Here is a 24,242-nt window from a genome sequence, read left to right as displayed (position 1 = left end):
ATTAGTGATGAAATTGAAGGATGAACAACATGAAAATCTGTGAAAACCGTGTCGTGATCATCACCGGTGCCGGCGGTGGCCTGGGCCGCGCCTATGCGCTGGCCTTCGCCGCCGAAGGCGCGAAGGTGGTGGTCAACGACATCAACCGCGAAGCGGCCCTGGCCGTGGTCGGCGAAATCCTCGGCCAGGGCGGCAGTGCCGTGGCCAACAGCGACGACATCACCCGTTATGACTCGGCAGGGCTGATCGTGCGCCAGGCCATCGAAACCTTTGGCGACCTGAATGTGGTGGTCAACAACGCCGGCATCTGCCGCGACCGCATGTTCGCCAGCCTCAGCGAAGCCGACTGGGACGCGGTGGTGGCGGTGCACCTCAAGGGCCACTTCTGCATTTCCAGCCACGCCGTGAAGTACTGGCGTGAGCAGGCCAAGGGTGGCGCCAGGGTCGATGCGCGGATCATCAACACCAGTTCCGGCGCCGGTTTGCAGGGTTCCATTGGCCAGTCCAACTACGCGGCGGCCAAGGGCGGTATTGCCTCGCTGACGCTGGTGCAGGCGGCCGAACTGCGCCGCTACGGGATCACCGCCAACGCCCTGGCGCCGGCCGCGCGGACCGGGATGACCGAGCAGGTGTTCGCCGACACCATGAAAAAGCCTGAAGAGGGCTTCGATTATTTCGCCCCGGAAAACGTCGCGCCGCTGGTGGTGTGGCTGGGTTCCGAGGCGTCCGCCGAGGTGACCGGGCAGATGTTCGAAGTCGAGGGCGGCAAGTTGTCGATCGCCGATGGCTGGCGCCGTGGCCCGCAACTGGATCGCCAGGGCCGCTGGGCGGTGGGCGAGATGGGCGATGCCGTCGCACAGCTTGTGGCTCAGGCTGTTCCGGCAGCCAAAGTGTACGGCAGCTGAAAAAGACCGGTCTCAGATGGGCGGCACGCGGCTATAATCGGCCAAAATCGAACCCCTGTGGGAGCGAGCTTGCTCCGGGCGGCGTTCCGACGATGGACTCCAGCGCAACGCGTGTATTCAGACAGAACGCGTTATCGTTCACGTCCATCGCGAGCAAGCTCGCTCCCACAGGTTTCCCGCGATCCTCCCGTCACCACACGAGACCTGCCATGACCATTTCCCTGTACGACGCTTCCGTGCCTGTTTTCCAGCAAATGCTCAACGCCCTGAGCGATGTACTGAAAAAGGCCGAGGCTCACGCCACCGAAAAAAACATCGACCCTAACGCCTTTCTGCAAGCGCGCCTGTTCCCGGACATGTTCCCGCTGGTGCGCCAGGTGCAGATCGCCGTTGATTTCGCCAAGGGCGTTTCTTCGCGTCTGGCTGAAGTTGAAGTGCCGAAGTACGACGACACCGAAACCACTTTCGCCGAACTGCAAGCGCTGCTGAGCAAAGTTCTGGCTTACATCGGCGAGTTCACGCCGGAGCAGATCAACGGCAAGGAAGGCATCGAGATCGTCACCCGTCCGGGCACGCCGAAAGAGAAACGCTTCAGTGGCCAGGCCTACCTGCTGACCTACGGCCTGCCGCAGTTCTTCTTCCACGTCACCACCACTTATGCACTGCTGCGCCACAATGGCGTGGAAGTGGGCAAGCGCGACTACATGGGCGCGTTCTAAACCGCCCAGGTACAAAAAAGCCCGCCAAGGTTTGCGCCTTGGCGGGCTTTGTTTTACGTCAAAAGATCGCAGCCTGCGGCAGCTCCTACATGGGAACGGTGTACGCCCTGTAGGAGCTGCCGCAGGCTGCGATCTTTTGATTTTCAGGCCAGGCGCTCTTCACCCAGGCAAGCCGCCGCCGTGAACAGCACATCGGTGGACGAGTTCAGCGCGGTTTCCGCCGAGTCCTGCAACACGCCGATGATGAAACCGACCGCCACCACCTGCATGGCGATTTCGCTCGGGATGCCGAACAGGCTGCAGGCCAGCGGAATCAGCAACAGCGAACCACCGGCCACACCCGAAGCGCCACAGGCGCAGATCGCCGCGACCACGCTCAGCAGGATCGCGGTCGGAATGTCCACGGTGATACCGAGGGTGTGCACCGCCGCCAGGGTCAGCACGGTGATGGTGATCGCAGCACCCGCCATGTTGATGGTCGCACCCAGCGGGATCGATACCGAGTAGGTGTCTTCGTGCAGGCCCAGGCGCTTGCTCAGTTCCAGGTTGACCGGAATGTTCGCCGCCGAACTGCGGGTGAAGAATGCGGTGATGCCGCTTTCACGCAGGCAGGTCAGCACCAGCGGGTACGGGTTGCGGCGCAGTTTCCAGAAGACAATGATCGGGTTCATCACCAGTGCCACGAACAGCATGCAGCCCAGCAGCACGGCCAGCAGGTGCGCATAGCCGATCAAGGCGCCGAAACCGGAGGTGGCCAGGGTCGAGGCCACCAGGCCGAAGATCCCCAGCGGGGCGAAGCTGATCACCAGGCGCACGATCACGGTCACGCCATTGGACAGGTCGCCCAGTACTTCGCGGGTGGTGTCGCCGGCATGACGGATGGCGATGCCCATGCCGATGGCCCACGCCAGGATGCCGATGAAATTGGCGTTCATCAGCGCGCTGACCGGATTGTCGACCACGCTCAGCAACAGGCTTTGCAGCACTTCGCCAATCCCGCCCGGCGCTGTGACCGCGACGTCCTGGGTCGACAGCACCAGGCTCGACGGGAACGTCATGCTGGCAACCACCGCGACCACGGCGGCGGTGAAAGTGCCCAGCAGATACAGGAACAGAATCGGCCGGATGTGGGTTTCCTGGCCGTGCTTGTGGTTGGCAATCGACGCCATGACCAGCACGAACACCAGAATCGGCGCGACGGCTTTCAGTGCCGAAACAAACACTTTGCCGATGAACGCCGTGGATTTGGCCACGTCGGGGGCAAACAGGGCCAGGGCAATACCGGCGATCAGGCCGATCACGATCTGCGTGACCAGGCTCAAGCGTTTAAGGCGGTGCAATAGAGAAGGGGATGAAGCAGTCATAAAACAGCATCTCTGATTTTTTATTAATGCATGGTTTCGCAGGTTTGCGGCAACAAACAGGGCAGGCCGCAGGCAGGAAACCGAGAAGGAAACACAGGGATCAATGTCTTTTAAGGTGTTGAACGTCGCATTTCTTGTGGGAGCGAGCTTGCTCGCGATGACGGTGGCACAGTCCATAGTTGCGTTGTCTGACAGTCCGCCATCGCGAGCAAGCTCGCTCCCACAGGTTTTGCCCTTAAATAATCGGCATTAACCACAGGGTGTACTTTTTTCAGGGCGCGGACTTTATCACAGCGCAGGTACGATCCTTCAGACCTGTGACGAACTGACGCCCTGGTCTTCAACGCGAATTGCAGGTTCGTGCAACCGCATCCGAAAACACTCTGTTAAGATTCGCCATCCTCATTTTCATGTCTGCCAGTGGGCCTTCGGGCTATCGCTGGTGTCGTCGTTTTCTGGAGTTGTGCATGCGGTTGTTGCCCATTCTTCTGTTGTCTGCCGCCGGTTTCACGGTGCTGACCACGGAATTCATCATCGTTGGCCTGTTGCCGGCGATCGCCAGGGACCTTGAGGTCAGCATCCCGCAGGCCGGTTTGCTGGTGACCTTGTTCGCGTTCACCGTGGCCGCGTTCGGGCCGTTCCTCACGGCTTATTTCGCTCGCTTCGAGCGACGCAAGCTGTTCATCTCGGTACTGATCCTGTTTGGCCTGGCCAATACGCTGGCGGCGCTGGCACCGAACATCTGGGTGATGGCGTTTGCCCGGTTGATCCCGGCGCTGGGGTTGCCGGTGTTCTGGGCGCTGGCCAGCGAGACGGCGGTGGACATCGTCGGGCCGGATTACGCCGGTCGCGCCATTGCCAAGATCGGCTTCGGCATCGTCTGCGCCACGGTGTTCGGCATTCCGGTGGGCACGCTGATTTCCGATGCGTTCGGCTGGCGCAGTGCCTTTGCGATACTGGCGGTCATCGCCTTTGCCAAGGCGTTGCTGCTGTTTATCTATCTGCCCAGGACCAATCTGCACCAGCATCAGGTGAGCTTCCTGTCGCAGTTCAAGATCCTGCGCAGCCCGCTGATGCTCGGTCATGTGTTGCTGTCAGTGATTGTGTTCAGCGGTATGTTCACGGCCTATACCTATCTGGCCGACATCCTCGAGCGTCTGGCCGGCTTCAACGGCACCGTGGTCGGCTGGTGCCTGATGGGCTTCGGCGCGGTCGGGTTGATCGGCAACTCCCTGGGCGGCCGGGCAGTGGATCGGCATCCGTTGATGGCGTCGATGATGTTCTGCGCGTTCATGATTGCCGGCCTGGTGGCGCTGGTGCCGAACATCCATTCGCCGCTCGGTCTGGCGGCGGCGATGGGCATCTGGGGCGTGACTCAGGCGGCGTTGTTCCTGGTCAGCCATGTGCGCCTGATGAAAGCCGCGCCCGAAGCGCCGGCATTTGCCGCGTCGCTGAACATCGCCGGGGCCAACCTCGGCATCGGCCTGGGCGCGATGATCGGTGGCCGGGTGATTGACAGCGTCGGCCTGCAAGGCCTTGGCTTTGCCGCCGCCGCTTTCATCCTGGCCTCGATCCTGCTGGCCATCGCCCTGATGACGTTCAAGCCGCGCGAAGCGGTTACAGCGCTGTAAACAGCTCGCGTCGGGCACCTTCGGTAATGGCGACAATGCCGGGGTGCTTGACCTTGCGCTCCACTGAGATGGCATAGAACGACTCGCTCACCGCGTCGGTCTGGCCGATCACTTGCACGCCATACTGGCGTTGCACTTCATCGGCAATCACGCTCGGGCCGATGAAGATCCCGCTGCCGGATTGGCCGAAGGCCTGCATCAGGGCGCTGTCGTCGAACTCGCCGACAATCTGCGGTTGAATCTGCTGCTCGGCGAACCAGCGCTGCAAACGGCTGCGCACCACGGTTTCCGGGCCGGGAATCAGCAGCGGCGCGCCGTGCAGGTTGCGCGGGAAGTCCTGACCGAAACGTGCCGCCAGCTCAGGGGTGGCGAAGAAGCTGATCCCGCACTCACCCAGTTTCTGGCTGTAGCCCTTGATGTCCAGGTGCGACGGCATCGGGCTGTCGGAGATCACCAGGTCCAGGCGCTGGATCGCCAGGTCGGCCAACAAACGTTCAAGCTTGTCTTCGCGGCAGGTGATGCGCAGCGGTTCGCTCAACTCCATGGTGGGTGCGATCAGGCGATAGACGATGGACTTGGGCACCACGTCGGCCACGCCGACACGAAACAGAATCTGCTGCTCATTGGGTTGTGCCCGCAGCATCAGTTCCAGTTCGCCACCCAGCTGGAACATTTGTTCGGCGTAGGGCAGTGCCTGGCGCCCAGCCTCGGTCAGTTCGAGTTGCCGTCCGACGCGCCGAAACAACTCGATGCCAAAAGTCTGTTCCAGCAATGAAATCTGCCCGCTGATGGTTTGCGGCGTGAGGTTCAGCTGTTCGCAGGCACGCACGATGCTGCCGGTCTTGGCCACCACCCAGAAATAATGCAGTTGTCGGTAATTCAACATAGGTACGGTCCCTGTAGGAGCTGCCGAAGGCTGCGATCTTTTGATTTAAAAGATCGCAGCCTTCGGCAGCTCCTACACAAAAGCAAGAAGGTCTGGATTCGTAAAAATCGAAGTATATACCGCAAAAATACGAATTTTACTGAAGTGTTTGCTTCCCTAGAATGCATCGCTATCAACGGGCCATCGTTTCGGTCCCGTTCGTTCTATCGAGGGAGCATCATGAAAATTAAAGCCACGGCGCTGTTGATCACATCTTTACTGGTATTGGCCGGTTGCGACCAGGCCGAGAAAAGCGCGCAACAGTTGATGGGCAAGGCGGCCGAAAGCGCCAAACAAGCGATTGACGATACCCACAAGGCCGCCGAACAGGCGCTCAGCGATGCCACCGGCGGGTTGATCAGCAAAAAAGAATCATCGGAAAAAGAATCGGAAAAAACCGAATCTTCCTCCCAGGAAATCTAAACCGTATTACAACGAGTCAGGACTGACCCATGGACTACCTTTTACAACTTGCCGCCAGCCCCACTGCCTGGGTTGCCCTGGCCACCCTGGTGGTGATGGAAATCGTGCTCGGCATCGATAACCTGATCTTCATCTCGATCCTGACCAACAAGCTGCCCGAGCAACACCGACAGAAGGCGCGGCGCATCGGTATCGGCATGGCGCTGATCCTGCGATTGGGCCTGCTGAGCACCATCGCGTTCATCGTCCAGTTGACCGCTCCGGTGATCGAGATTCTCGGCCACGCGTTTTCCTGGAAAGACATGATCCTGATCGCCGGTGGCCTGTTCCTGTTGTGGAAGGCGACCACCGAGATCCATCACAGCATGGACCCGGCGCCGGATGATCCGACGTCGAAGACATCCACCGTGACCCTGGGCTTTGCCGCGGCGATCGGTCAGATCCTGATGCTGGACATGGTGTTTTCCATCGACAGCATCATTACCGCTGTCGGCATGACCGAGCATTTGCCGATCATGATCATCGCGGTGGTGGTGTCGGTGCTGGTGATGTTGTTTGCCGCTGATCCGTTGGCCAAGTTCATCAACGACAACCCGACGGTGGTGATGCTGGCCCTGGGCTTCCTGATCATGATCGGCATGACGCTGATTGCCGAAGGCTTTGGCGCCCATGTACCGAAAGGCTACGTCTATGCGGCCATGGCATTCTCGGCTTCGATCGAGGTGTTGAACATGATGTCCCGCCGGGCCAGGCAGAAGCGTGTAGCCACGGAAGTCTGACCGCCGCTAAAAGGAAACGCCTGAACACCTTGTAGGAGCTGCCGCAGGCTGCGATCTTTTGATCTTCTGGGAAAAAGATCGCAGCCTGCGGCAGCTCCTACAGGGATGTGTTCAGGCGTTTTTGTTTGAAATTCAGGTCAGTGGGCGCTGGCGTGGCGGCGGGTTGCCTTGGCGGGTTTTGCAGGTTGAACGGGAGGGTGATGGTGGCGGCGAGTGATGCGCAGCACGCCCCACAGCATGGCGGCGGCTACCGCCAGCCAGCTGCAAATCAACATCGCAATGATCATGGTCAGGCTCATCTGTGCCTCCTCTTTGCCCTGCTGCGGGCACACATGCTTCGCTGTCGTCTCTTTAGAACACAGTCTAGCCGTTACTGCATTTCAGACTATTGACCGAAAGTCGGCAGTCACCAACCAGTTCGCTCTATCGAATGCACGCGTCTGCCGTTTAAAGCTATACCCTGGCAGCGCGGCGACCTATGATCGACGACCGAGCCGGGAATGGGATTGCCTGGCGTCTGAACCTGAACAAGAGAGAGCTGATGGTGCGGGTATTTTCTCGAATTTTGTCGGCCATGCTGATGGCCGGTTGCGTGGCGAGCCTGGCGGGTTGTGCCGGGAGCGTTACGCCCGAGATCAAGCGTTTGCCGGAGCGTGTCGAACTCAGCGGCCGATTCTACCGGGGCGATGCGTATCAAAGCGGGCCGCAGGTGCTGGCCAGCATGCTGTCCCAGCAGGGCATCGTGATCACCCCGGGCTTGCTCGAAAAGCCCTTGCATTTGCCGGGGGGTGAAGCGCAGTTGCAACAGAACATGCAGAACCTGGCCCGTGAGTACGGGATGGTGGTTTATCCCCTCGACAGCAATCTTGCGGCCTTGTTGACGCAGGTCGCCGCCGGTTATCCGGTGATGGTGCGCTTCACCGAGGGCTCGGCCATGTGGGCCGAACCGCGTTACGCCATTCTGGCCGGCTACAACCGCCAGAAGCAGACGGTCCTGTTGCGTGCGGGGATGGATCGCCGCGAACTGATGAGCTTCAGCGCCTTCGAGTCGGCATTCAAGGACGCCGGTGGCTGGGCCGTGCTGATCCAGAATCCGACGCAGATCCCGTCTCAGGTCGATCAACAGCGCTGGCTCAAGGCCGCCAACGAGCTGGCTCAGGCCGGTCAGGAGCAGGCTGCCGCCAAGGCGAAAAAGGCCCTGGCCGCGCACTGAGTCCGTTGGTCACCCGACGGGCACCATCGCTCGCCGCCAGCCTCTGATCTTCATAGGCCCGGATCATTGCTCCGGGCCGAGATCAGGAGGCACCCATGGCTCATTCCACAACGCCCGTCGGTCCGCACTCGTCTGAACATTCCTCTGGCGATGAGCTGGGTTTCGACCCCGACTCCCCTGACCTTACCGATCCTCAGGTCGACCCGATCGGGCCCGCCAAGGCACCGAGGGATGTGAAGCCGGGTGACAACCCCAAGGCTCCGGCAAAGCCCTACGATCCACTGGGTGATCTGAAACCTTAGGTTCAATGGAGGTGTGTATGTCTACCGATTCCAGTTTTGACGACAAAGGTCCGGAAACTGTCCCCACGACCCCCGAGCAAAGCACCGACCCGGTGATGGATCCGGACAGCCCGTTGAGGGATCCGCTGGCGCGGCCAACGGTGGCGCCCACTGAAAAGCCGAAGGGGTGGAGAGATCCAAGTACCGGCGACGGCATCCCGGACGACGACCAGATGCCGCTGCCCAATGACTGAATAGCCGCCACCTGTAGGAGCTGCCGAAGGCTGCGATCTTTTGATCTTGCTTTTAAAAGATCAAGATCAAGATCAAAAGATCGCAGCCTTCGGCAGCTCCTACAGATTGAAGTACCAAAAAAAAGCCCCGAGTGATCGGGGCTTTTTCATGTGTTTGCAGCAGGATTACTGCGACGCTTCAACCACGCCGCTCTGCCGCTGCTTGAGGTTCTTGTCTGCCTTGTACTGCAAGGCTACGGAAGGCACGTCTGCGCTCTTTCCGCTCTCTACCCAATTACGCATGCGTGTGGCATCGGCAAAATGGGTGTACTTGCCATAGGCGTCAAGGATCACCAGAGCCACCGGGCGGTTACTCATTCGGGTCACCAGCACCAGGCAGTGGCCTGCTTCGTTGGTGAAACCGGTTTTTGTCAGCTGGATGTCCCAGTCCGGCTTGCGGACCAAATGGTCGGTGTTGCGAAAACCCAGGCTGTAGTTGGGTTTACGGAACGAGACGGTTTTTTCCTTGGTCGTGCTCAGCTCGGTCAACAGCGGGTACTTGTGCGCGGCGATCAACAGTTTGCTCAAATCGCGAGCGGTCGACACGTTGCGCGGGGAGAGACCGGTCGGCTCGACGAAATGCGTGTTGGTCATGCCCAGCGCCCGAGCCTTGGCGTTCATAGCAGCAATGAACGCGGCATAGCCGCCCGGATAGTGGTGGGCCAGGCTTGCAGCGGCGCGGTTTTCGGATGACATCAGGGCAATCAGCAACATTTCCCGGCGGGGCAGTTCGCTCTTGAGCTTGACCCGGGAGTACACGCCTTTCATTTCCGGTGTGTCGCTGATGTTGATGTTGATGTATTCATCCATGTTCTGGCGGGCTTCAACCACGACCAGGCCGGTCATCAGTTTGCTGACGGACGCGATGGGGACGACGACGTCAGGATTGCTGGCATAGATGACTTTGTTGGTCTGCATGTCCAGCAGCAAGGAGCTGCCGGAAGCGAGCTTGAGTGTCTTCGTATCTCGCGGCGCTGCGGTGGTCTCATCAGCACTGGCGATTGGCGTGAGGAAAGTCCCTGTAACTGCAAAAAATAGGCTCAGGATCGAAAGACGGATTTTCACGCTGGCAGACTCACAAAGTGTTGATAAGCCGTTCTGTAACGGGCTATTTCGTAAAAAGCGCGACATTCTGGAGTATGGCTGAATAACTGTCGATGGTTGTTCAAACAACAGGCGAAAGTCCTGAGAAACATGAAAAAAATGTCATTTTCCGTCGGGTGGTCGCGTGTGTTTCGCAGGCAAAAAAAACCCCGCCAAGGGCGGGGTTCTTCGATTCGCTGTCCGCGTCTGCGGTGAAACTCAGCTGTGCAGGGTTTCAGCGGCGTACAGGGTGTTTTCCAGCAGGCAGGCACGGGTCATCGGGCCAACGCCGCCCGGCACCGGAGTGATCCAGCCGGCGCGGGGCAGGGCGGTTTCATAGATCACGTCACCGACCAGCTTGCCATCGTCCTGACGGTTGATGCCGACATCGATCACGATCGCACCTTCCTTGATCCATTCGCCCTTGACCAGGCCCGGCTTGCCGGCGGCGACGACGACCAGGTCCGCACGGCCGACATGACCGGCCAGGTCCTTGGTAAAGCGGTGAGTGACCGTCACGGTGCAACCGGCCAGCAGCAACTCCATCGCCATCGGGCGGCCAACGATATTGGACGCACCGACGACCACGGCATTCATCCCGTAAAGATCGACCCCGGTGCTTTCCAGCAGGGTCATGATGCCTTTGGGGGTGCATGGGCGCAGCAGCGGGATACGCTGGGCCAGGCGACCGACGTTATAAGGATGGAAGCCGTCGACGTCTTTGTCCGGACGAATGCGCTCCAGCAGTCTGGAGGCGTCCAGGTGTTCGGGAAGCGGAAGCTGGAGCAGAACGCCGTCGATCGCAGGATCGTCGTTCAGGCGATCGATCAGCTCGGTCAGCGCTTCTTGAGTGGTTTCGGAAGGCAGGTCATAAGCTTGGGACAGAAAGCCGACCTCTTCACAGTCTTTACGCTTGTGCGAGACATAAACCTGAGAGGCAGGATCGCTACCGACCAGGATCACCGCGAGGCCGGGCGTGCGCAGGCCTTGCTGGCGACGCTCGGTGACACGTTGGGCGATCTGCTGGCGCAGGCTGGCGGCGATCGATTTGCCGTCGATTAGTTGTGCAGTCATTGCGCGTGATTAACCATCGAGAGGGGAAAAAAAGAGAACGCATTCTCGCATGTCATGCGGTGAGGGCAAAGGCGCTTGGTCTGCAAATTCCCCTAACTCCTTTAATTAAATGAATTTTTTTTAAAAAGGATTTGACGACCTTCGGGTGGCTCTATACTATTCGTCGCACTTGTCGGGCACAGCCTAGCACTGGTTAGGAAGGTTGAGCGGGATTACGATTCTGCAAGACTGGAAAGCACTTAGTTTGTAGTCCTCCAAGGGTACAGCTAACAAGGCGCCCGTAGCTCAGCTGGATAGAGCATCCGCCTTCTAAGCGGATGGTCGCAGGTTCGAGTCCTGCCGGGTGCGCCATTAGGCAGCTTTGGCACAAGTAACGCGATATGGTGGGCGTAGCTCAGTTGGTAGAGCACGGGATTGTGACTCCCGTTGTCGTGGGTTCGATCCCCATCGTCCACCCCATATTTCGAAAGGCGCCAGATTAACAGTCTGGCGCCTTTGCTTTAACGGCTTCATCCGCGGATGTGGTGGAATTGGTAGACACACTGGATTTAGGTTCCAGCGCCGCGAGGCGTAAGAGTTCGAGTCTCTTCATCCGCACCAAATAAAGCTTCGATCAGGCTGTTGGCCTGGCTGGAGCTTGATAAAGAAGTTGTTTGGCTTCTTTAACAGGCAATATGGTGGGCGTAGCTCAGTTGGTAGAGCACGGGATTGTGACTCCCGTTGTCGTGGGTTCGATCCCCATCGTCCACCCCATATTTCGAAAGGCGCCAGATTGAAAAGTCTGGCGCCTTTTTTGTTTCGGCGGCCGCAGGTTCCGGGTCGCAGGGGCGGGGCGTTTCGTCGTATTTATGTTTCTCGATGATGCGGTCCTGTCCGCCGGTCTTGCTTGCGAGGCTGGCTGTCAGGGAGATGATTGGCGACCTCTTCTATATAGGAACGGTCGGCGCAGAGCCTTGGCGTGATTGGTTGTATTTGCCATCGGGGCGAGGTGCATTGGTGTATTCGCCCCTATAAATTGCCTGCTGCTTTTTTACCCGTTTTCAGTAGGGTGACTTCTTGAGTTTGACCCACTAGAATGCATGCCCTTGATTCTGGGGTCGGAAACGGCCGGCTAACGTCTGTGCAACGAGGAATATCCATGCAAGTTTCTGTTGAAAATACTACTGCTCTTGAGCGCCGCATGAGCGTCACCGTGCCGGCTGAGCGCATCGAGAGCCAGGTCAACAAGCGTCTGCAGCAGACCGCCCAAAAGGCCAAGATTGCTGGCTTCCGTCCAGGCAAAGTGCCAATGAGCGAAATCAAGCGCCGTTTCGGTGCTGACGCTCGCCAGGAAGCTGTAGGCGACGTGATCCAGTCCTCCTTTTACGAAGCTGTGGTTGAGCAGAAGCTGAACCCGGCTGGTCAGCCTTCGATCGAGCCAAAATCCCTGGAAGCGGGCAAGGACCTGGAATACGTAGCCGTATTCGAAGTGTTCCCTGAGTTCACCGTTGCCGGTTTCGACGGTATCGCCGTCGAGCGTCTGAGCGCTGACGTGACTGACGCCGATCTGGACAAGATGCTGGAAATCCTGCGCAAGCAGAACACCCGTTTCGAAGTGGCCGATCGCGCTGCCCAGAACGAAGACCAGTTGAACATCGATTTCGTCGGCAAGGTCGACGGTGAAGTGTTCGCTGGCGGTTCCGCCAAGGGTACCCAGCTGGTTTTGGGTTCCGGCCGCATGATCCCTGGTTTCGAAGATGGCCTGGTTGGCGCCAAGGCCGGTGAAGAGCGCGTTCTGAACCTGACCTTCCCAGAGGACTATCAGAACCTGGACCTGGCTGGCAAAACCGCCGAGTTCACCGTGACTGTCAACACCGTTTCCGAGCCAAAGCTGCCAGAACTGACTGAAGAATTCTTCGCCCAATTCGGCATCAAGGAAACCGGTCTGGAAGGCTTCCGCGCCGAAGTTCGCAAGAACATGGAGCGTGAGCTGCGTCAGGCGATCAAATCCAAGGTCAAGAATCAGGTAATGGACGGTCTGCTGGCCACCAACCCGATCGAAGTGCCAAAGGCTCTGCTGTCCAATGAAGTTGACCGTCTGCGCGTGCAGGCTGTCCAGCAGTTCGGCGGCAATATCAAGCCTGACCAACTGCCGGCCGAGCTGTTCGAAGAGCAAGCCAAGCGCCGCGTAGTGCTGGGTCTGATCGTGGCTGAAGTGGTCAAGCAATTCGACCTCAAGCCAGACGAAACCCGCGTTCGCGAGATGATTCAGGAAATGGCTTCGGCCTACCAGGAGCCTGAGCAAGTTGTGTCCTGGTACTACAAAAACGACCAGCAACTGAACGAAGTTCGTTCGGTTGTGCTGGAAGAGCAAGTTGTGGATACTGTTCTGCAGAAAGCTAGCGTGACCGACAAATCGGTCTCTTACGAAGAAGCGGTCAAGCCGGTAGAAGCACCACAAGCCGACTGATCACTTTTGCGGTAAGAAGCAAACACCATAAGCCAGCCTTCGTGCTGGCTTATGCGTATTCAAGACATAACTATTTGGGAGTGACTGCAGAGCATGTTCCGTAATTCGTATATTCAGCAGAACTCTGATATCCAGGCCGCAGGCGGCCTGGTCCCGATGGTTGTCGAGCAGTCCGCTCGTGGCGAGCGCGCCTACGACATCTACTCGCGCCTGCTCAAGGAGCGAGTGATCTTTCTGGTTGGCCCGGTAGAGGACTACATGGCCAACCTGATCTGTGCGCAACTGCTGTTCCTTGAAGCGGAAAACCCGGACAAGGACATCCATCTCTATATCAACTCCCCGGGCGGTTCGGTGACGGCGGGCATGTCGATCTACGACACCATGCAGTTCATCAAGCCTAATGTGTCGACCACCTGTATCGGTCAGGCGTGCAGCATGGGCGCATTCCTGCTGACGGCCGGTGCCCAGGGCAAGCGTTACTGCCTGCCGAACTCGCGAGTGATGATTCACCAGCCACTGGGCGGTTTCCAGGGCCAGGCGTCGGATATCGAAATCCACGCCAAGGAAATCCTCTTCATTCGTGAGCGTCTCAACACGCTGATGGCCAAGCACAGCGGGCGCACGCTTGAAGAAATCGAGCGCGATACCAACCGCGATAATTTCATGAGTGCGGACGCTGCGCGTGAGTACGGGTTGATCGACGAAGTGATCAGTCAGCGCCCTGCTTAAAATAAGCAGCTCAAAATAAGGTTGGTCGGCGGGTCCGATCACCTGCGGGCTTGAAAAAGCCCGCAATAGCCTTCATCTTGTGTTGCAAGCCTATCGGATTTGGATCGAACGAATGACTGACACCCGCAACGGCGAGGACAACGGCAAGCTGCTCTATTGCTCCTTCTGTGGCAAAAGCCAGCATGAAGTACGCAAATTGATTGCCGGCCCCTCGGTCTTTATCTGCGACGAGTGCGTCGACCTGTGCAATGACATCATCCGCGAGGAGGTGCAGGAAGCACAGGCCGAAAGCAGCGCGCATAAATTGCCTTCGCCTAAAGAAATCAGCGGCATCCTTGATCAGTATGTGATTGGTCAGGAGCGTGCGAAAAAGGTTCTGGCCGTAGCGGTGTACAACCACTACAAGCGCCTGAATCAGCGTGACAAAAAGAATGACGACGTCGAACTCGGCAAGAGCAACATCCTGCTGATCGGCCCGACAGGCTCGGGTAAGACCCTGCTTGCCGAAACACTGGCCCGCTTGCTGAACGTTCCGTTCACCATCGCCGACGCAACCACCCTCACCGAGGCGGGTTACGTGGGTGAGGATGTCGAGAACATCATTCAGAAGCTGCTGCAGAAATGCGATTACGACGTGGAAAAAGCCCAGATGGGCATTGTCTACATCGATGAAATCGACAAGATTTCGCGCAAATCCGACAACCCGTCGATCACCCGGGACGTTTCCGGTGAAGGCGTGCAGCAGGCCCTGCTCAAGTTGATCGAAGGCACGGTCGCTTCCGTTCCGCCTCAAGGTGGTCGCAAGCATCCGCAGCAGGAATTCCTTCAGGTCGACACCCGTAACATCCTGTTCATCTGCGGCGGTGCGTTCTCCGGTCTGGAAAAGGTTATTCAAAACCGTTCCACCAAGGGCGGTATCGGTTTCAACGCGGAAGTGCGCAGCAAGGAAGAAGGCAAGAAAGTCGGTGAGTCCCTGCGTGAAGTCGAGCCTGACGATCTGGTCAAGTTCGGTCTGATCCCGGAATTCGTCGGTCGTCTGCCGGTCCTTGCGACGCTGGACGAGCTTGATGAGGCTGCGTTGATGCAGATCCTCACCGAGCCGAAAAATGCTCTGACCAAGCAGTATGCCAAGCTGTTCGAGATGGAAGGCGTTGATCTGGAATTCCGATCCGACGCTCTGAAATCGGTCGCCAAGCGTGCCCTGGAGCGTAAAACCGGTGCTCGCGGCCTGCGTTCGATTCTCGAAGGTGTATTGCTCGACACTATGTATGAAATCCCCTCGCAATCCGAGGTGAGCAAGGTAGTGATCGATGAAAGCGTGATAGAAGGCAAGTCCAAGCCACTGTATATCTATGAAAACAGTGAGCCGACCGCCAAGGCCGCGCCAGACGCTTAAGCGTCACGCAGCTTGAACAAAGAAGGGGCCTTCGGGCCCCTTTGCTATTTGGGGCTGGCTCGCCGAAACGGCGGCCTGGCTTTTGTAGGCGCTGCCGCAGGCTGCGATCTTTTGACTTTGCTTTTCAAAAGAGCAAGATCAAAAGATCGCAGCCTGCGGCAGCTCCTACAGGGTTATGCGAAGTATCCAGCCCCCTGCAGGCTTCGATCTTAAAAGTCGTTCCTTTATCTGCTTGTTTTTTTCCAGAGCAGCCCCCATCTTGGTTTCAAGCTTACTTCCATCTGTTTACGGCCTTACGGCCGCCGTAGAGGCGAAATCATGAAGACAACCATCGAATTGCCTCTCCTGCCATTGCGTGATGTCGTGGTTTATCCGCACATGGTTATCCCGCTGTTCGTGGGGCGCGAGAAATCCATCGAAGCCCTCGAGGCTGCGATGACGGGTGACAAGCAGATTCTTCTGCTGGCCCAGAGAAACCCGGCTGACGACGATCCCGGTGAAGAGGCCCTGTACCGCGTGGGTACGATTGCCACCGTTCTGCAGCTGCTGAAGCTGCCTGACGGCACGGTCAAGGTCCTGGTCGAAGGTGAGCAGCGGGGCGCCGTTGAGCGCTTCAGCGAAGTGGACGGCCACTGCCGTGCCGAAGTCTCCCTGATCGACGAAGTTGACGCACCAGAGCGCGAGTCGGAGGTGTTCGTTCGCAGCCTGCTGTCCCAGTTCGAGCAATACGTGCAGTTGGGCAAGAAAGTCCCGGCTGAAGTCCTCTCGTCGCTCAACAGCATCGATGAGCCAGGTCGCCTGGTGGACACCATGGCCGCGCACATGGCCCTGAAGATCGAGCAGAAGCAGGAAATCCTCGAAATCATCGATCTGTCGGCCCGGGTCGAGCACGTTCTGGCGTTGCTCGATGCCGAGATCGATCTGCTGCAAGTCGAAAAACGCATTCGCGGCCGCGTCAAGAAACAAATGGAGCGCAGCCAGCGCGAGTACTACCTGAATGAGCAGATGAAGGCCATTCAGAAAGAGCTCGGTGACAGCGACGAAGGTCATAACGAAGTCGAAGAGCTGAAAAAGCGTATCGACGCCGCCGGCTTGCCGAAAGACGCGCTGGCCAAGGCGACTGCCGAACTGAACAAGCTCAAGCAGATGTCACCGATGTCCGCGGAAGCGACCGTGGTGCGTTCGTACATCGACTGGCTGGTTCAGGTGCCGTGGAAGGCCCAGAGCAAGGTACGCCTGGATCTGGCGCGTGCCGAAGACATTCTGGATGCCGACCACTATGGCCTCGAAGAGGTCAAGGAGCGCATCCTCGAATACCTCGCCGTGCAAAAACGCGTGAAGAAGATTCGTGGTCCGGTGCTGTGCCTAGTCGGTCCTCCCGGGGTCGGTAAAACGTCCCTGGCAGAGTCGATTGCGCATGCCACCAACCGCAAGTTCGTACGCATGGCCCTCGGTGGTGTGCGTGACGAGGCGGAAATTCGTGGTCATCGCCGTACTTACATCGGTTCGATGCCAGGAAGATTGATTCAAAAAATGACAAAAGTGGGTGTGCGCAACCCGCTGTTCCTGCTCGATGAAATCGACAAAATGGGCAGCGACATGCGCGGCGATCCGGCATCGGCGTTGCTGGAAGTGCTCGATCCCGAGCAGAACCACAACTTCAACGATCACTATCTGGAAGTCGATTACGACCTGTCCGATGTGATGTTCCTGTGCACTTCGAACTCGATGAACATCCCGCCGGCGCTGCTGGACCGGATGGAAGTGATCCGTCTGCCGGGCTACACCGAAGACGAGAAGATCAACATCGCCGTGAAGTACCTTTCGCCTAAGCAGATCACTGCCAACGGTTTGAAAAAAGGCGAGCTGGAATTCGACGCCGAAGCGATTCGCGACATCATCCGCTACTACACCCGTGAAGCCGGTGTGCGTGGCCTTGAGCGGCAGATTGCCAAGGTTTGCCGCAAGGCCGTCAAGGAACATGCGCTGGAAAAACGCTTCTCGGTGAAGGTCACCGCAGACATGCTGGAGCACTTCCTGGGCGTGCGTAAATTCCGCTATGGCCTGGCCGAGCAGCAGGATCAGATCGGCCAGGTGACCGGGCTGGCGTGGACTCAGGTGGGTGGCGAACTGCTGACCATCGAAGCCGCTGTGGTACCGGGCAAGGGCCAGTTGATCAAGACCGGTTCCCTGGGTGATGTGATGGTCGAGTCGATCACAGCCGCGTTGACCGTAGTTCGCAGTCGGGCGAAGAGCCTGGGCATTCCCCTGGACTTCCATGAGAAGCGCGACACGCACATCCATATGCCTGAAGGAGCGACCCCGAAAGACGGCCCTAGCGCCGGCGTGGGCATGTGTACGGCCCTGGTTTCGGCATTGACCGGCATTCCGGTGCGCGCGGATGTCGCCATGACCGGCGAAATCACCTTGCGCGGCCAGGTGCTGGCCATTGGCGGCTTGAAAGAAAAACTGCTGGCTGCCCATCGTGGCGGGATCAAGACCGTGATCATTCCTGAAGAGAATGTGCGCGATCTCAAAGAGATTCCGGACAATATCAAGCAGGATCTACAGATTAAACCGGTTAAATGGATTGACGAGGTCCTGCAAATTGCGTTGCAATACGCGCCGGAGCCCTTGCCGGACGTGGCTCCGGAGATAGTCGCGAAGGATGAGAAACGTGACGCGGATTCTAAGGAAAGAATTAGCACGCATTAGTACGTATTTGCCTGGGGGGCTTCCTTGACAGTTTTTTAGAGCCCTTGTTATAAAGCGGCTCTTAAGTGTCTGTAGGCCATTCAGCACTCGTTTTTGCTTTCACCAAAAAAACTTAGAATCATACTCAAATAGATATAAGGGGACTTAGAGTGAACAAGTCGGAACTGATTGATGCTATCGCTGCATCCGCTGATATCCCGAAAGCTGCTGCTGGCCGTGCGCTGGACGCTGTAATCGAATCCGTCACTGGCGCTCTCAAGGCTGGCGACTCTGTTGTTCTGGTTGGTTTCGGTACTTTCTCCGTTACCGATCGTCCAGCTCGCATCGGTCGTAACCCACAGACCGGTAAGACGCTGGAAATCGCAGCCGCCAAAAAACCAGGTTTCAAAGCCGGTAAAGCACTGAAAGAAGCTGTCAACTAAGTTCGATTCAGGTTTTTACCCATCCGGGTCGGGGTCATGCCTGACTTGGCAGCGGAGCGGCAGTCCTGACTGCAGGTCGCCGGTTCAAGACACCAAGGGTCGCCAGTTCGAGTCTTTGATCCGCTCCGCCAGTTACGAGAAGGCGCATCCTCGGATGCGCCTTTCTTCTATCCGGATTCTACCCACGCTCCACGGTTGCCTAATTTTGAAGTTCAACCGTTTCTGGGGGACGCATGCTGCAGAATATCAGGGACAATTCACAAGGCTGGATTGCCAAGACTATTATCGGGGTCATCGTTGCACTGATGGCCTTGACCGGTTTCGACGCCATTTTTCAGGCCACGACGAGCAAGAATGAAGCGGCGAAGGTCAATGGTGAAGAAATCAGCCAGAACGAGCTGAGCCAGGCGGTCGATATGCAACGCCGCCAGCTCATGCAACAGCTGGGCAAGGATTTCGATGCTTCCTTGCTGGACGAAAAAATGTTGCGCGAATCGGCTCTCAAGGGCCTGATCGATCGCAAGCTGCTGCTGCAAGGCGCAGAACAATCGAAGTTTGCCTTTTCCGAAGCGGCACTTGACCAGGTCATCCTGCAAACACCGGAATTTCAGGTTGATGGCAAGTTCAGCTCCGAGCGTTTCGACCAGGTGATTCGCCAGCTCGGCTATACCCGCATGCAATTCCGCCAGATGCTGGCTCAGGAAATGCTGATTGGCCAGCTGCGTGCCGGTCTGGCCGGTAGCGGCTTCGTGACCGATGCGCAGGTACTGGCATTTGCCCGTCTGGAAAAACAGACCCGCGATTTCGCTTCGCTGAACATCAAGGCTGACCCGTCGGCTGTGAAGCTGACCGACGAAGAGGTCAAGGCCTATTACGACGAGCACGCCAAGGAATTCATGACGCCGGATCAGGTGGTCATCGACTACCTCGAGTTGAAGAAGGCTTCCTTCTTCGACCAGGTCAGCGTCAACGACGAAGACCTGCAAGCGGCCTATCAGAAAGAAATCGCGAACCTGTCCGAGCAACGCCGGGCTGCGCACATTCTGATTGAAGTGAACGACAAGACCACTGAGGCGCAAGCCAAGGCGAAGATCGAAGAGATCCAGGCCCGTCTGGCCAAGGGTGAGCAGTTCGAGGTGCTGGCCAAGGAGTTCTCCCAGGATCCGGGTTCGGCGAACAACGGCGGTGACCTTGGTTTTGCCGGTCCTGGCGTCTACGACCCGGCGTTCGAAAAAGCCTTGTATTCGTTGGCCAAGGACCAGGTTTCGACGCCGGTTCGCACCGACTTCGGTTTCCACCTGATCAAGCTGTTGGGTGTGGAAGCGCCTGAAGTGCCAACCTTCGCCAGCCTGAAAGACAAGCTGACCCGTGCGCTGAAAACCCAGCAAGTCGAGCAGCGTTTCGTTGAGGCGAGCAAGCAGCTGGAAGACGCCTCGTTCGAAGCGTCCGATCTGGCTCAGCCGGCGCAGGACTTGAAACTGACCGTACAGACGTCCAAGCCGTTCGGCCGCGAAGGCGGTGAGGGCATTGCAGCCAACCGTGCCGTGATCACTGCCGCGTTCAGCCCGGAAGTCCTGGATGAGGGTGCGAACAGCACCGCCATCGAACTCGATCCGGAAACCGTGATCGTGTTGCGTGCCAAGGAGCACCTGAAGCCTTCGCAACTGCCGCTGGAAAGCGTTGATGCGGCTATCCGCGGGCAATTGGCCAAGGAGCACGCCAGCGCCGACGCCAAGACCAAGGCTGAAGCCTTGATCGCCAACCTGCGCGATGGCAAGACCCCGCTGGATCAGGCCGTCGACGGCCAGGCCTGGAAAGTCACCGAAGCGGCGACCCGCGCTCAGGAAGGGGTCGACCCTGCTGTGCTGCAAGCGCTGTTCCGCATGGCGAAGCCGGTGGCCAAGGACAAGCCGACCTTCACCAGCGTGACGCTGGCGGATGGCAGCCTGATGATCGTGCGCCTCAACGGCGTGAACGAAGCAGCGGCGCCGACCGAAGAAGAGAAAGCGCAGTACCGTCGCTACCTCGCTTCGCGCATCGGCCAGCAAGACTTTGCGGCGTATCGCAAGCAGCTGGAAAGCCAGGCGGACATCAAGAAATACTGATGCCTGACCAGGTTTAGCGCGACACAGGAGACCCCGGCCGAAACGCCGGGGTCTTTTTGTTTGGCCGTACGTCATTTGCCGCGGTGACTTTTGTGCAAAACCGGGGTCAATCAGCCTGTAACCGTTTTAAGACACGATCGATGCTCCGCTAAGCATCGATCTGTTGCACAATACGCCCCGAACCGTTTTCCTCAGGATGTTCAATGTTTAAATCATTTCCCATGCGGATTGTCGGCGTGGCTGCCGTGCTGGCCGTTGCAGCCGGTTGTTCATCGAACAAGGCTGCCATCTACGAGCATGAGAACTTCGACGATTCCGGCACCTTCTCCCGTAACTATCCGGTCACTGATATCCAGAGCTGTGAAGCCGCCCGCCGCGCCTTGCTCAGTCAGGGTTACATCATCACCAGCAACGATCCGAAGCTGGTCAGCGGTCACAAGAGCTTCCAGCAGACCGGCGAGAACCACATGGAGATCAGCTTCAGTGTGGTGTGTGCCGATGACGGTAGCGAAGGGCACCATGCGACTGTGTTCGCCAACGCCCTGCAGGATCGTTATGCGCTGAAGAAGACCAACAACTCCGCCAGTCTTGGTGTGGGCGTGCTGGGCTCGGTGTCGATGCCGATCGGCTCCTCTGACGACTCGATGGTCAAGGTCGCCAGCGAAACCGTATCGTCTGCCAAGTTCTACGAGCGTTTCTTCGCACTGGTCGAGCTGTTCCTGCCGCCGGAAGCGAAAAAGGCTGCGCACATTCCCGAAAAGCCGAAAACAGACCTGGGCATGCCTGAAGCCAAGCCGGCGCCGGCTCCCCTGGCTCCCGCCGCGACCACTGCACCGGCCGCAGAGCCAACCCCGGTGACTCCGGCGCCGGCTCCAGTGGAACCGGCTCCAGCGGCCTCTGAGCCGGTCATGCCGCCGCCTGAAGCGGCACCCATTACTCCGGTTCAGAACATGGATCCGGCACCGTCGGTAGAAACCATCACGCCGCCGACAAACCCGACCGACATGCCGCCGCCGAGCGAGGCGATTCCGGCGATGCCTGTCACCGGCCAGTGATTGTTCGCGTTACGGGATCGGCCAACGAGTCACGATCCCGTAGCGAGCGCATGGATTGATCCGCGTCAAACAAGGCCGCTGTCCTGCGGCCTCCCACGAAAAAAACCAATGATAAATTCCTGACCAGCTGCTACGTTTTATTCAGTAGCGACGGAGTGTCGTGTCCGCGTCATTTTTCTTTCATGCGGACACCTTATGCTCAAGGCATTGGTCATTTGTTCAGACGTTTTTCAATACGGGTTGGGGGATTCAAAGATGGACGATTATCAAGAAGAACTGCTCGAGTACCAGGCTTTCGAACTGGACCCGCTGGAACCCGCAGAAGACGCCACCGAGCTTTAAAGCTCCAACTTGTCGCTTGCGGCTAAAGGCTTCAGGCTGTTTTTCGATGACTGCGGCGAAACTCGCCAGGTGTCTGCCCGTTCCAGCGTTTGAATGCGCGTTGAAAGGCTTCGGCTGAGGCAAAGCCCAGCAGATAGGCGATTTCCCCGAACGCCAGTTCGGTGTCGCGTATGTAGGTCATGGCCAGGTCGCGACGGGTTTCATTGAGGATTGCGCGAAATTGCGTGCCTTCCTCGGCAAGTTTGCGGCGCAGGGTCCAGGTGGGCAGCTTCAGGCGTGCCGCCACTTCTTCCAGGTCGGGCTCCCGGCCACCATTGAGCAAGGGACCCAGCAGCGCGATGATGCGTTCACGCAGGCTGCGGGTGCGTGTCAGTTGTTCCAGCTCCTGCTCACACAGTTGCAGCAAATGCCGCCAGGTGCTCGGGCAATGCTCGGGGTTGCGCTGGGCGAGGCTTGCCAGGCTCAGGCGCAGTTGATTGCGTTCGCTGCCAAACTGGATCGGACAGTCACCCAGGACGTCATAGGCCGCGCGGTAACCGGGTTCGTCGAATTCGATCTCGATACGTTCGGCGCGCAGCGGGATGGCGCTGACACTGGATAATTGCTGCAACCAGCCAGCAATGATCGAATCCACCACGAAGCGGTTGTAGGCGTTGTAGGGGCTGATCGAATAGAAGCGCAGCCAGGCGCCCCGGGCGTCTTCGTGGAAGCTTGATTGGCCGCGATAATTGGACCCATACAAGGCTTCGAAGCGGATCAGGCAGCGCGCGGCTTCACGTACTGTGGGTGCCTGGGCAGCGGTGACCCCTGCGAGGCCGATCTGGCTCAGGCGACTGAGCTGGCCCATGCGCAAACCAAGGGCCGGGTTGTCGGTCAGTTGAATGGCGCCGTGGCCCAGGCGCATGTAGCGCGGTATTGACAGGCGGGCACCGGCCTCGCTCAGTCGCGCTGCATCGAGGCCGTATTGATCGAGCAGCGGCTGCGGATCGACGCCATGACTGCGCACGGCATCGGCCAGGCTATGAACAAAGCCCACCGACAGATCGCCGAGGCGCATCGGCTGCGGTTTCATGGCTTACAACCAGAGGTTCAGCAAACGCGCACCCTGGGCGTTGCCGTCGGAAAACTGCTGGCCGTTGCGGCTGAGGAAACTGTACCCGGCGCTGCCCTGATCCCAGAACTGACCCCGCAGGAACACACTCATGCCGGCGACAGCCAGACTGGCCGGTACCCGGGTCGTGAGGGTCAGGCGCTGCCAGGCCTGGCCTTCGCTGACTTCTCCGGGCTTGAGGTTGACCGACGCCGGCTCCGATGAACCCCTGTAGCCACGCCACGGCTGCTCCCAGGTGCCACGGCCGGGAACAAAGGCCGGTACCGCAACCAGTTGTACGCTCTGGTCGTTGAGCTTGAGGTAGTTTTCCGGATACCAGCTGTCGTGGCCGATCAATACGCCCAACCTTCCTGCGGGGGTATCAACGACGTTGAGCGAGTGTTCGGCGTTCGCCTTGATCCCGTTCTGTTCTGCGAAGAACGGGTGCATCTGGCGCTGGGGCTGGCCGATCGGCAGGCCATCGTTGCCGAACACCACACTGCTGTTGTACAGCGCGCCGCGACCGATTTTCAGGGTGCCGTCGATGATGCTCGGTTCGGGCAGCACGATGGAGCCCGCGACCAGCGTCACGTGGAATTCCTTGGCCAATCCTCCGAACAATGCCTGGTAGTCTCTGGCCATCGCCTTGGCTTTCATGCGCAGGTGGGCATCGTCCAGGCGGTTGCCACCCTCGGCGCTGATCAACGCTCTGGCGAACTTCAGGGGATTGCTCACCGCCAGCCAGTTCATGGCCTCCTTGAGGGTGCCGGCCTGATACAACTCATCCTTTTCGCCGCTGACCATCAGCCAGGTACCGACGTGTTCCGGCAACACGACGACGGTCTTGCCGTTCAACAAACCCTGGTCCCGGGCTGCTTGCAGATAGGCCGCGAGTTTACGGTGCAAGCGCTCGGGGCTTTGATAATCGGTAGGAAACAGTTCGGGCTGAATGCCCAGCAGATTGCCACGATCCGCAGGCGTACCCTGGTCGACAGCCAGGTTGATCCGCAGGTCAGAAAGGTAGTGACCCACCGGCCGGTCCGCGGCCCACATCGCGTAGGTCGTGAGGGCGGCGAGCAACGCCATGGAAAATGTCAGGTACAAAAGTTTGCGCATGGGGACACAGTTTACAGCCTGGAGCCGGGTGTGGCTTTTGATTTGGAACCGGATCGAGCATAAAGGGAATCAAGGGCTTAGTGGGCAACTTTCAACGCTGACGGTTTTTTCGCGGTCGGCGGCCTTTCTGCGT

General features: G+C 58.5%; 23 protein-coding genes and 4 tRNA genes. 20 read left to right on the top strand and 7 right to left on the bottom strand.

The window, feature by feature from the left end; all coding sequences use genetic code 11:
- Positions 1 to 29 precede the first annotated feature (29 nt).
- Positions 30 to 905 (top strand): SDR family oxidoreductase, encoded by an 876-nt coding sequence (locus KW838_RS05185; protein ID WP_102702627.1) that lies wholly within the window; start codon positions 30 to 32, stop codon positions 903 to 905.
- Positions 906 to 1,114: 209 nt separating this feature from the next.
- On the top strand, positions 1,115 to 1,624 hold the full coding sequence (locus tag KW838_RS05180; protein ID WP_007977144.1) for a DUF1993 family protein: 510 nt from the start codon (positions 1,115 to 1,117) through the stop codon (positions 1,622 to 1,624).
- Positions 1,625 to 1,767: 143 nt separating this feature from the next.
- Here KW838_RS05180 and sstT read toward each other — a convergent pair whose 3' ends face one another.
- Positions 1,768 to 2,988 carry a serine/threonine transporter SstT gene (sstT, locus tag KW838_RS05175; protein ID WP_218500584.1) on the bottom strand — a complete coding sequence of 407 codons (1,221 nt, stop codon included), beginning with the start codon at positions 2,986 to 2,988 and terminating at the stop codon, positions 1,768 to 1,770.
- A gap of 467 nt (positions 2,989 to 3,455) precedes the next feature.
- Here sstT and KW838_RS05170 point away from each other — a divergent pair, with 467 nt between their 5' ends.
- On the top strand, positions 3,456 to 4,619 hold the full coding sequence (locus KW838_RS05170; RefSeq protein ID WP_102702629.1) for an MFS transporter: 1,164 nt from the start codon (positions 3,456 to 3,458) through the stop codon (positions 4,617 to 4,619).
- Here KW838_RS05170 and nhaR read toward each other — a convergent pair.
- Positions 4,606 to 5,505, bottom strand: coding sequence for a transcriptional activator NhaR (gene nhaR, locus KW838_RS05165; RefSeq protein WP_007977140.1), 900 nt, complete (start codon positions 5,503 to 5,505; stop codon positions 4,606 to 4,608). The genes KW838_RS05170 and nhaR overlap by 14 nt on opposite strands.
- A gap of 219 nt (positions 5,506 to 5,724) precedes the next feature.
- Here nhaR and KW838_RS05160 point away from each other — a divergent pair, with 219 nt between their 5' ends.
- Both KW838_RS05160 and KW838_RS05155 read left to right on the top strand, forming a co-directional pair.
- Complete coding sequence (locus KW838_RS05160) at positions 5,725 to 5,967, top strand: hypothetical protein (RefSeq protein ID WP_102702184.1); 243 nt, start codon at positions 5,725 to 5,727, stop codon at positions 5,965 to 5,967.
- Positions 5,968 to 5,996: 29 nt separating this feature from the next.
- Entirely contained in the window at positions 5,997 to 6,746 is a 750-nt protein-coding gene (locus tag KW838_RS05155) for a TerC family protein (RefSeq protein WP_102702183.1), read from the top strand.
- Between the two features lie 137 nt (positions 6,747 to 6,883).
- Here the strand turns inward: KW838_RS05155 and KW838_RS05150 are convergent, their stop codons facing one another.
- Complete coding sequence (locus KW838_RS05150; protein WP_173900859.1) at positions 6,884 to 7,045, bottom strand: hypothetical protein; 162 nt, start codon at positions 7,043 to 7,045, stop codon at positions 6,884 to 6,886.
- Positions 7,046 to 7,224: 179 nt separating this feature from the next.
- On the opposite strand from KW838_RS05150, the gene KW838_RS05145 reads away from it, so the two are divergent.
- From KW838_RS05145 to KW838_RS05135, 3 genes are all read left to right on the top strand, one after another.
- Positions 7,225 to 7,959: a peptidase C39 family protein gene (locus KW838_RS05145; RefSeq protein ID WP_102702182.1), complete on the top strand. Its 735-nt coding sequence runs from the start codon at positions 7,225 to 7,227 to the stop codon at positions 7,957 to 7,959.
- A 95-nt stretch (positions 7,960 to 8,054) separates the two neighbouring features.
- Positions 8,055 to 8,261 (top strand): DUF6021 family protein, encoded by a 207-nt coding sequence (locus KW838_RS05140; protein WP_218485183.1) that lies wholly within the window; start codon positions 8,055 to 8,057, stop codon positions 8,259 to 8,261.
- A 17-nt stretch (positions 8,262 to 8,278) separates the two neighbouring features.
- Complete coding sequence (locus tag KW838_RS05135) at positions 8,279 to 8,494, top strand: hypothetical protein (protein WP_102702180.1); 216 nt, start codon at positions 8,279 to 8,281, stop codon at positions 8,492 to 8,494.
- A gap of 165 nt (positions 8,495 to 8,659) precedes the next feature.
- On the opposite strand, the gene pbpG is transcribed toward KW838_RS05135, so the two are convergent.
- On the bottom strand, positions 8,660 to 9,598 hold the full coding sequence (gene pbpG / locus KW838_RS05130; protein WP_015094299.1) for a D-alanyl-D-alanine endopeptidase: 939 nt from the start codon (positions 9,596 to 9,598) through the stop codon (positions 8,660 to 8,662).
- Positions 9,599 to 9,835: 237 nt separating this feature from the next.
- Complete coding sequence (gene folD, locus KW838_RS05125) at positions 9,836 to 10,690, bottom strand: bifunctional methylenetetrahydrofolate dehydrogenase/methenyltetrahydrofolate cyclohydrolase FolD (protein WP_008001570.1); 855 nt, start codon at positions 10,688 to 10,690, stop codon at positions 9,836 to 9,838.
- Between the two features lie 274 nt (positions 10,691 to 10,964).
- Here folD and KW838_RS05120 point away from each other — a divergent pair.
- The 12 genes from KW838_RS05120 (at position 10,965) to KW838_RS05065 (ending at position 21,903) form a co-directional block, all read left to right on the top strand.
- Positions 10,965 to 11,041, top strand: a tRNA-Arg gene (locus tag KW838_RS05120).
- Positions 11,042 to 11,073: 32 nt separating this feature from the next.
- Positions 11,074 to 11,149 (top strand) — tRNA-His (locus KW838_RS05115).
- Positions 11,150 to 11,205: 56 nt separating this feature from the next.
- Positions 11,206 to 11,290, top strand: a tRNA-Leu gene (locus KW838_RS05110).
- Positions 11,291 to 11,367: 77 nt separating this feature from the next.
- Positions 11,368 to 11,443, top strand: a tRNA-His gene (locus tag KW838_RS05105).
- A 385-nt stretch (positions 11,444 to 11,828) separates the two neighbouring features.
- Positions 11,829 to 13,139: a trigger factor gene (tig, locus tag KW838_RS05100; protein ID WP_102702178.1), complete on the top strand. Its 1,311-nt coding sequence runs from the start codon at positions 11,829 to 11,831 to the stop codon at positions 13,137 to 13,139.
- A 93-nt stretch (positions 13,140 to 13,232) separates the two neighbouring features.
- On the top strand, positions 13,233 to 13,868 hold the full coding sequence (gene clpP, locus KW838_RS05095) for an ATP-dependent Clp endopeptidase proteolytic subunit ClpP (RefSeq protein WP_015094302.1): 636 nt from the start codon (positions 13,233 to 13,235) through the stop codon (positions 13,866 to 13,868).
- Between the two features lie 112 nt (positions 13,869 to 13,980).
- Positions 13,981 to 15,264: an ATP-dependent Clp protease ATP-binding subunit ClpX gene (clpX, locus tag KW838_RS05090; protein ID WP_007982210.1), complete on the top strand. Its 1,284-nt coding sequence runs from the start codon at positions 13,981 to 13,983 to the stop codon at positions 15,262 to 15,264.
- Positions 15,265 to 15,582: 318 nt separating this feature from the next.
- A complete protein-coding gene (gene lon / locus KW838_RS05085) occupies positions 15,583 to 17,979 on the top strand; it encodes an endopeptidase La (protein WP_015094303.1) in 2,397 nt (798 codons plus the stop codon).
- Positions 17,980 to 18,128: 149 nt separating this feature from the next.
- Positions 18,129 to 18,401, top strand: a complete 273-nt coding sequence (locus KW838_RS05080; protein ID WP_002552737.1) for an HU family DNA-binding protein — start codon at positions 18,129 to 18,131, stop codon at positions 18,399 to 18,401.
- A gap of 233 nt (positions 18,402 to 18,634) precedes the next feature.
- Positions 18,635 to 20,506: a SurA N-terminal domain-containing protein gene (locus KW838_RS05075; RefSeq protein WP_102702177.1), complete on the top strand. Its 1,872-nt coding sequence runs from the start codon at positions 18,635 to 18,637 to the stop codon at positions 20,504 to 20,506.
- Between the two features lie 203 nt (positions 20,507 to 20,709).
- Complete coding sequence (locus KW838_RS05070) at positions 20,710 to 21,561, top strand: DUF2242 domain-containing protein (RefSeq protein WP_218500583.1); 852 nt, start codon at positions 20,710 to 20,712, stop codon at positions 21,559 to 21,561.
- 195 nt (positions 21,562 to 21,756) lie between these two features.
- Complete coding sequence (locus KW838_RS05065) at positions 21,757 to 21,903, top strand: hypothetical protein (RefSeq protein WP_173900858.1); 147 nt, start codon at positions 21,757 to 21,759, stop codon at positions 21,901 to 21,903.
- Positions 21,904 to 21,934: 31 nt separating this feature from the next.
- On the opposite strand, the gene KW838_RS05060 is transcribed toward KW838_RS05065, so the two are convergent.
- Positions 21,935 to 22,975, bottom strand: coding sequence for an AraC family transcriptional regulator (locus tag KW838_RS05060; protein ID WP_218500582.1), 1,041 nt, complete (start codon positions 22,973 to 22,975; stop codon positions 21,935 to 21,937).
- Between the two features lie 3 nt (positions 22,976 to 22,978).
- Positions 22,979 to 24,109 carry a carbon-nitrogen hydrolase family protein gene (locus KW838_RS05055; protein WP_102702174.1) on the bottom strand — a complete coding sequence of 377 codons (1,131 nt, stop codon included), beginning with the start codon at positions 24,107 to 24,109 and terminating at the stop codon, positions 22,979 to 22,981.
- Between the last annotated feature and the right edge of the window lie 133 nt (positions 24,110 to 24,242).

The sequence above is a fragment of the Pseudomonas sp. PDM27 genome, from assembly GCF_019219205.1.
GTDB classification, from domain to species: Bacteria; Pseudomonadota; Gammaproteobacteria; order Pseudomonadales; family Pseudomonadaceae; genus Aquipseudomonas; species Aquipseudomonas laurylsulfatiphila.
This window is presented reverse-complemented; position numbering and strand designations above follow the sequence as displayed.

What these genes read in the sequence shown, in the direction of transcription:
- KW838_RS05180 (WP_007977144.1), top strand. Translation starts at nt 1,115, where the DNA reads ATGACCATTTCCCTGTACGACGCTTCCGTGCCTGTTTTCCAGCAAATG.
- KW838_RS05160 (WP_102702184.1), top strand. Translation starts at nt 5,725, where the DNA reads ATGAAAATTAAAGCCACGGCGCTGTTGATCACATCTTTACTGGTATTG.
- KW838_RS05055 (WP_102702174.1), bottom strand. Translation starts at nt 24,109, where the DNA reads ATGCGCAAACTTTTGTACCTGACATTTTCCATGGCGTTGCTCGCCGCC.
- sstT (WP_218500584.1), bottom strand. Translation starts at nt 2,988, where the DNA reads ATGACTGCTTCATCCCCTTCTCTATTGCACCGCCTTAAACGCTTGAGC.
- clpP (WP_015094302.1), top strand. Translation starts at nt 13,233, where the DNA reads ATGTTCCGTAATTCGTATATTCAGCAGAACTCTGATATCCAGGCCGCA.
- nhaR (WP_007977140.1), bottom strand. Translation starts at nt 5,505, where the DNA reads ATGTTGAATTACCGACAACTGCATTATTTCTGGGTGGTGGCCAAGACC.
- KW838_RS05070 (WP_218500583.1), top strand. Translation starts at nt 20,710, where the DNA reads ATGTTTAAATCATTTCCCATGCGGATTGTCGGCGTGGCTGCCGTGCTG.
- KW838_RS05060 (WP_218500582.1), bottom strand. Translation starts at nt 22,975, where the DNA reads ATGAAACCGCAGCCGATGCGCCTCGGCGATCTGTCGGTGGGCTTTGTT.
- folD (WP_008001570.1), bottom strand. Translation starts at nt 10,690, where the DNA reads ATGACTGCACAACTAATCGACGGCAAATCGATCGCCGCCAGCCTGCGC.
- KW838_RS05150 (WP_173900859.1), bottom strand. Translation starts at nt 7,045, where the DNA reads ATGAGCCTGACCATGATCATTGCGATGTTGATTTGCAGCTGGCTGGCG.
- KW838_RS05135 (WP_102702180.1), top strand. Translation starts at nt 8,279, where the DNA reads ATGTCTACCGATTCCAGTTTTGACGACAAAGGTCCGGAAACTGTCCCC.
- KW838_RS05155 (WP_102702183.1), top strand. Translation starts at nt 5,997, where the DNA reads ATGGACTACCTTTTACAACTTGCCGCCAGCCCCACTGCCTGGGTTGCC.
- KW838_RS05065 (WP_173900858.1), top strand. Translation starts at nt 21,757, where the DNA reads ATGCTCAAGGCATTGGTCATTTGTTCAGACGTTTTTCAATACGGGTTG.
- tig (WP_102702178.1), top strand. Translation starts at nt 11,829, where the DNA reads ATGCAAGTTTCTGTTGAAAATACTACTGCTCTTGAGCGCCGCATGAGC.
- KW838_RS05140 (WP_218485183.1), top strand. Translation starts at nt 8,055, where the DNA reads ATGGCTCATTCCACAACGCCCGTCGGTCCGCACTCGTCTGAACATTCC.
- clpX (WP_007982210.1), top strand. Translation starts at nt 13,981, where the DNA reads ATGACTGACACCCGCAACGGCGAGGACAACGGCAAGCTGCTCTATTGC.
- KW838_RS05145 (WP_102702182.1), top strand. Translation starts at nt 7,225, where the DNA reads ATGATCGACGACCGAGCCGGGAATGGGATTGCCTGGCGTCTGAACCTG.
- lon (WP_015094303.1), top strand. Translation starts at nt 15,583, where the DNA reads ATGAAGACAACCATCGAATTGCCTCTCCTGCCATTGCGTGATGTCGTG.
- KW838_RS05185 (WP_102702627.1), top strand. Translation starts at nt 30, where the DNA reads ATGAAAATCTGTGAAAACCGTGTCGTGATCATCACCGGTGCCGGCGGT.
- KW838_RS05170 (WP_102702629.1), top strand. Translation starts at nt 3,456, where the DNA reads ATGCGGTTGTTGCCCATTCTTCTGTTGTCTGCCGCCGGTTTCACGGTG.
- KW838_RS05075 (WP_102702177.1), top strand. Translation starts at nt 18,635, where the DNA reads ATGCTGCAGAATATCAGGGACAATTCACAAGGCTGGATTGCCAAGACT.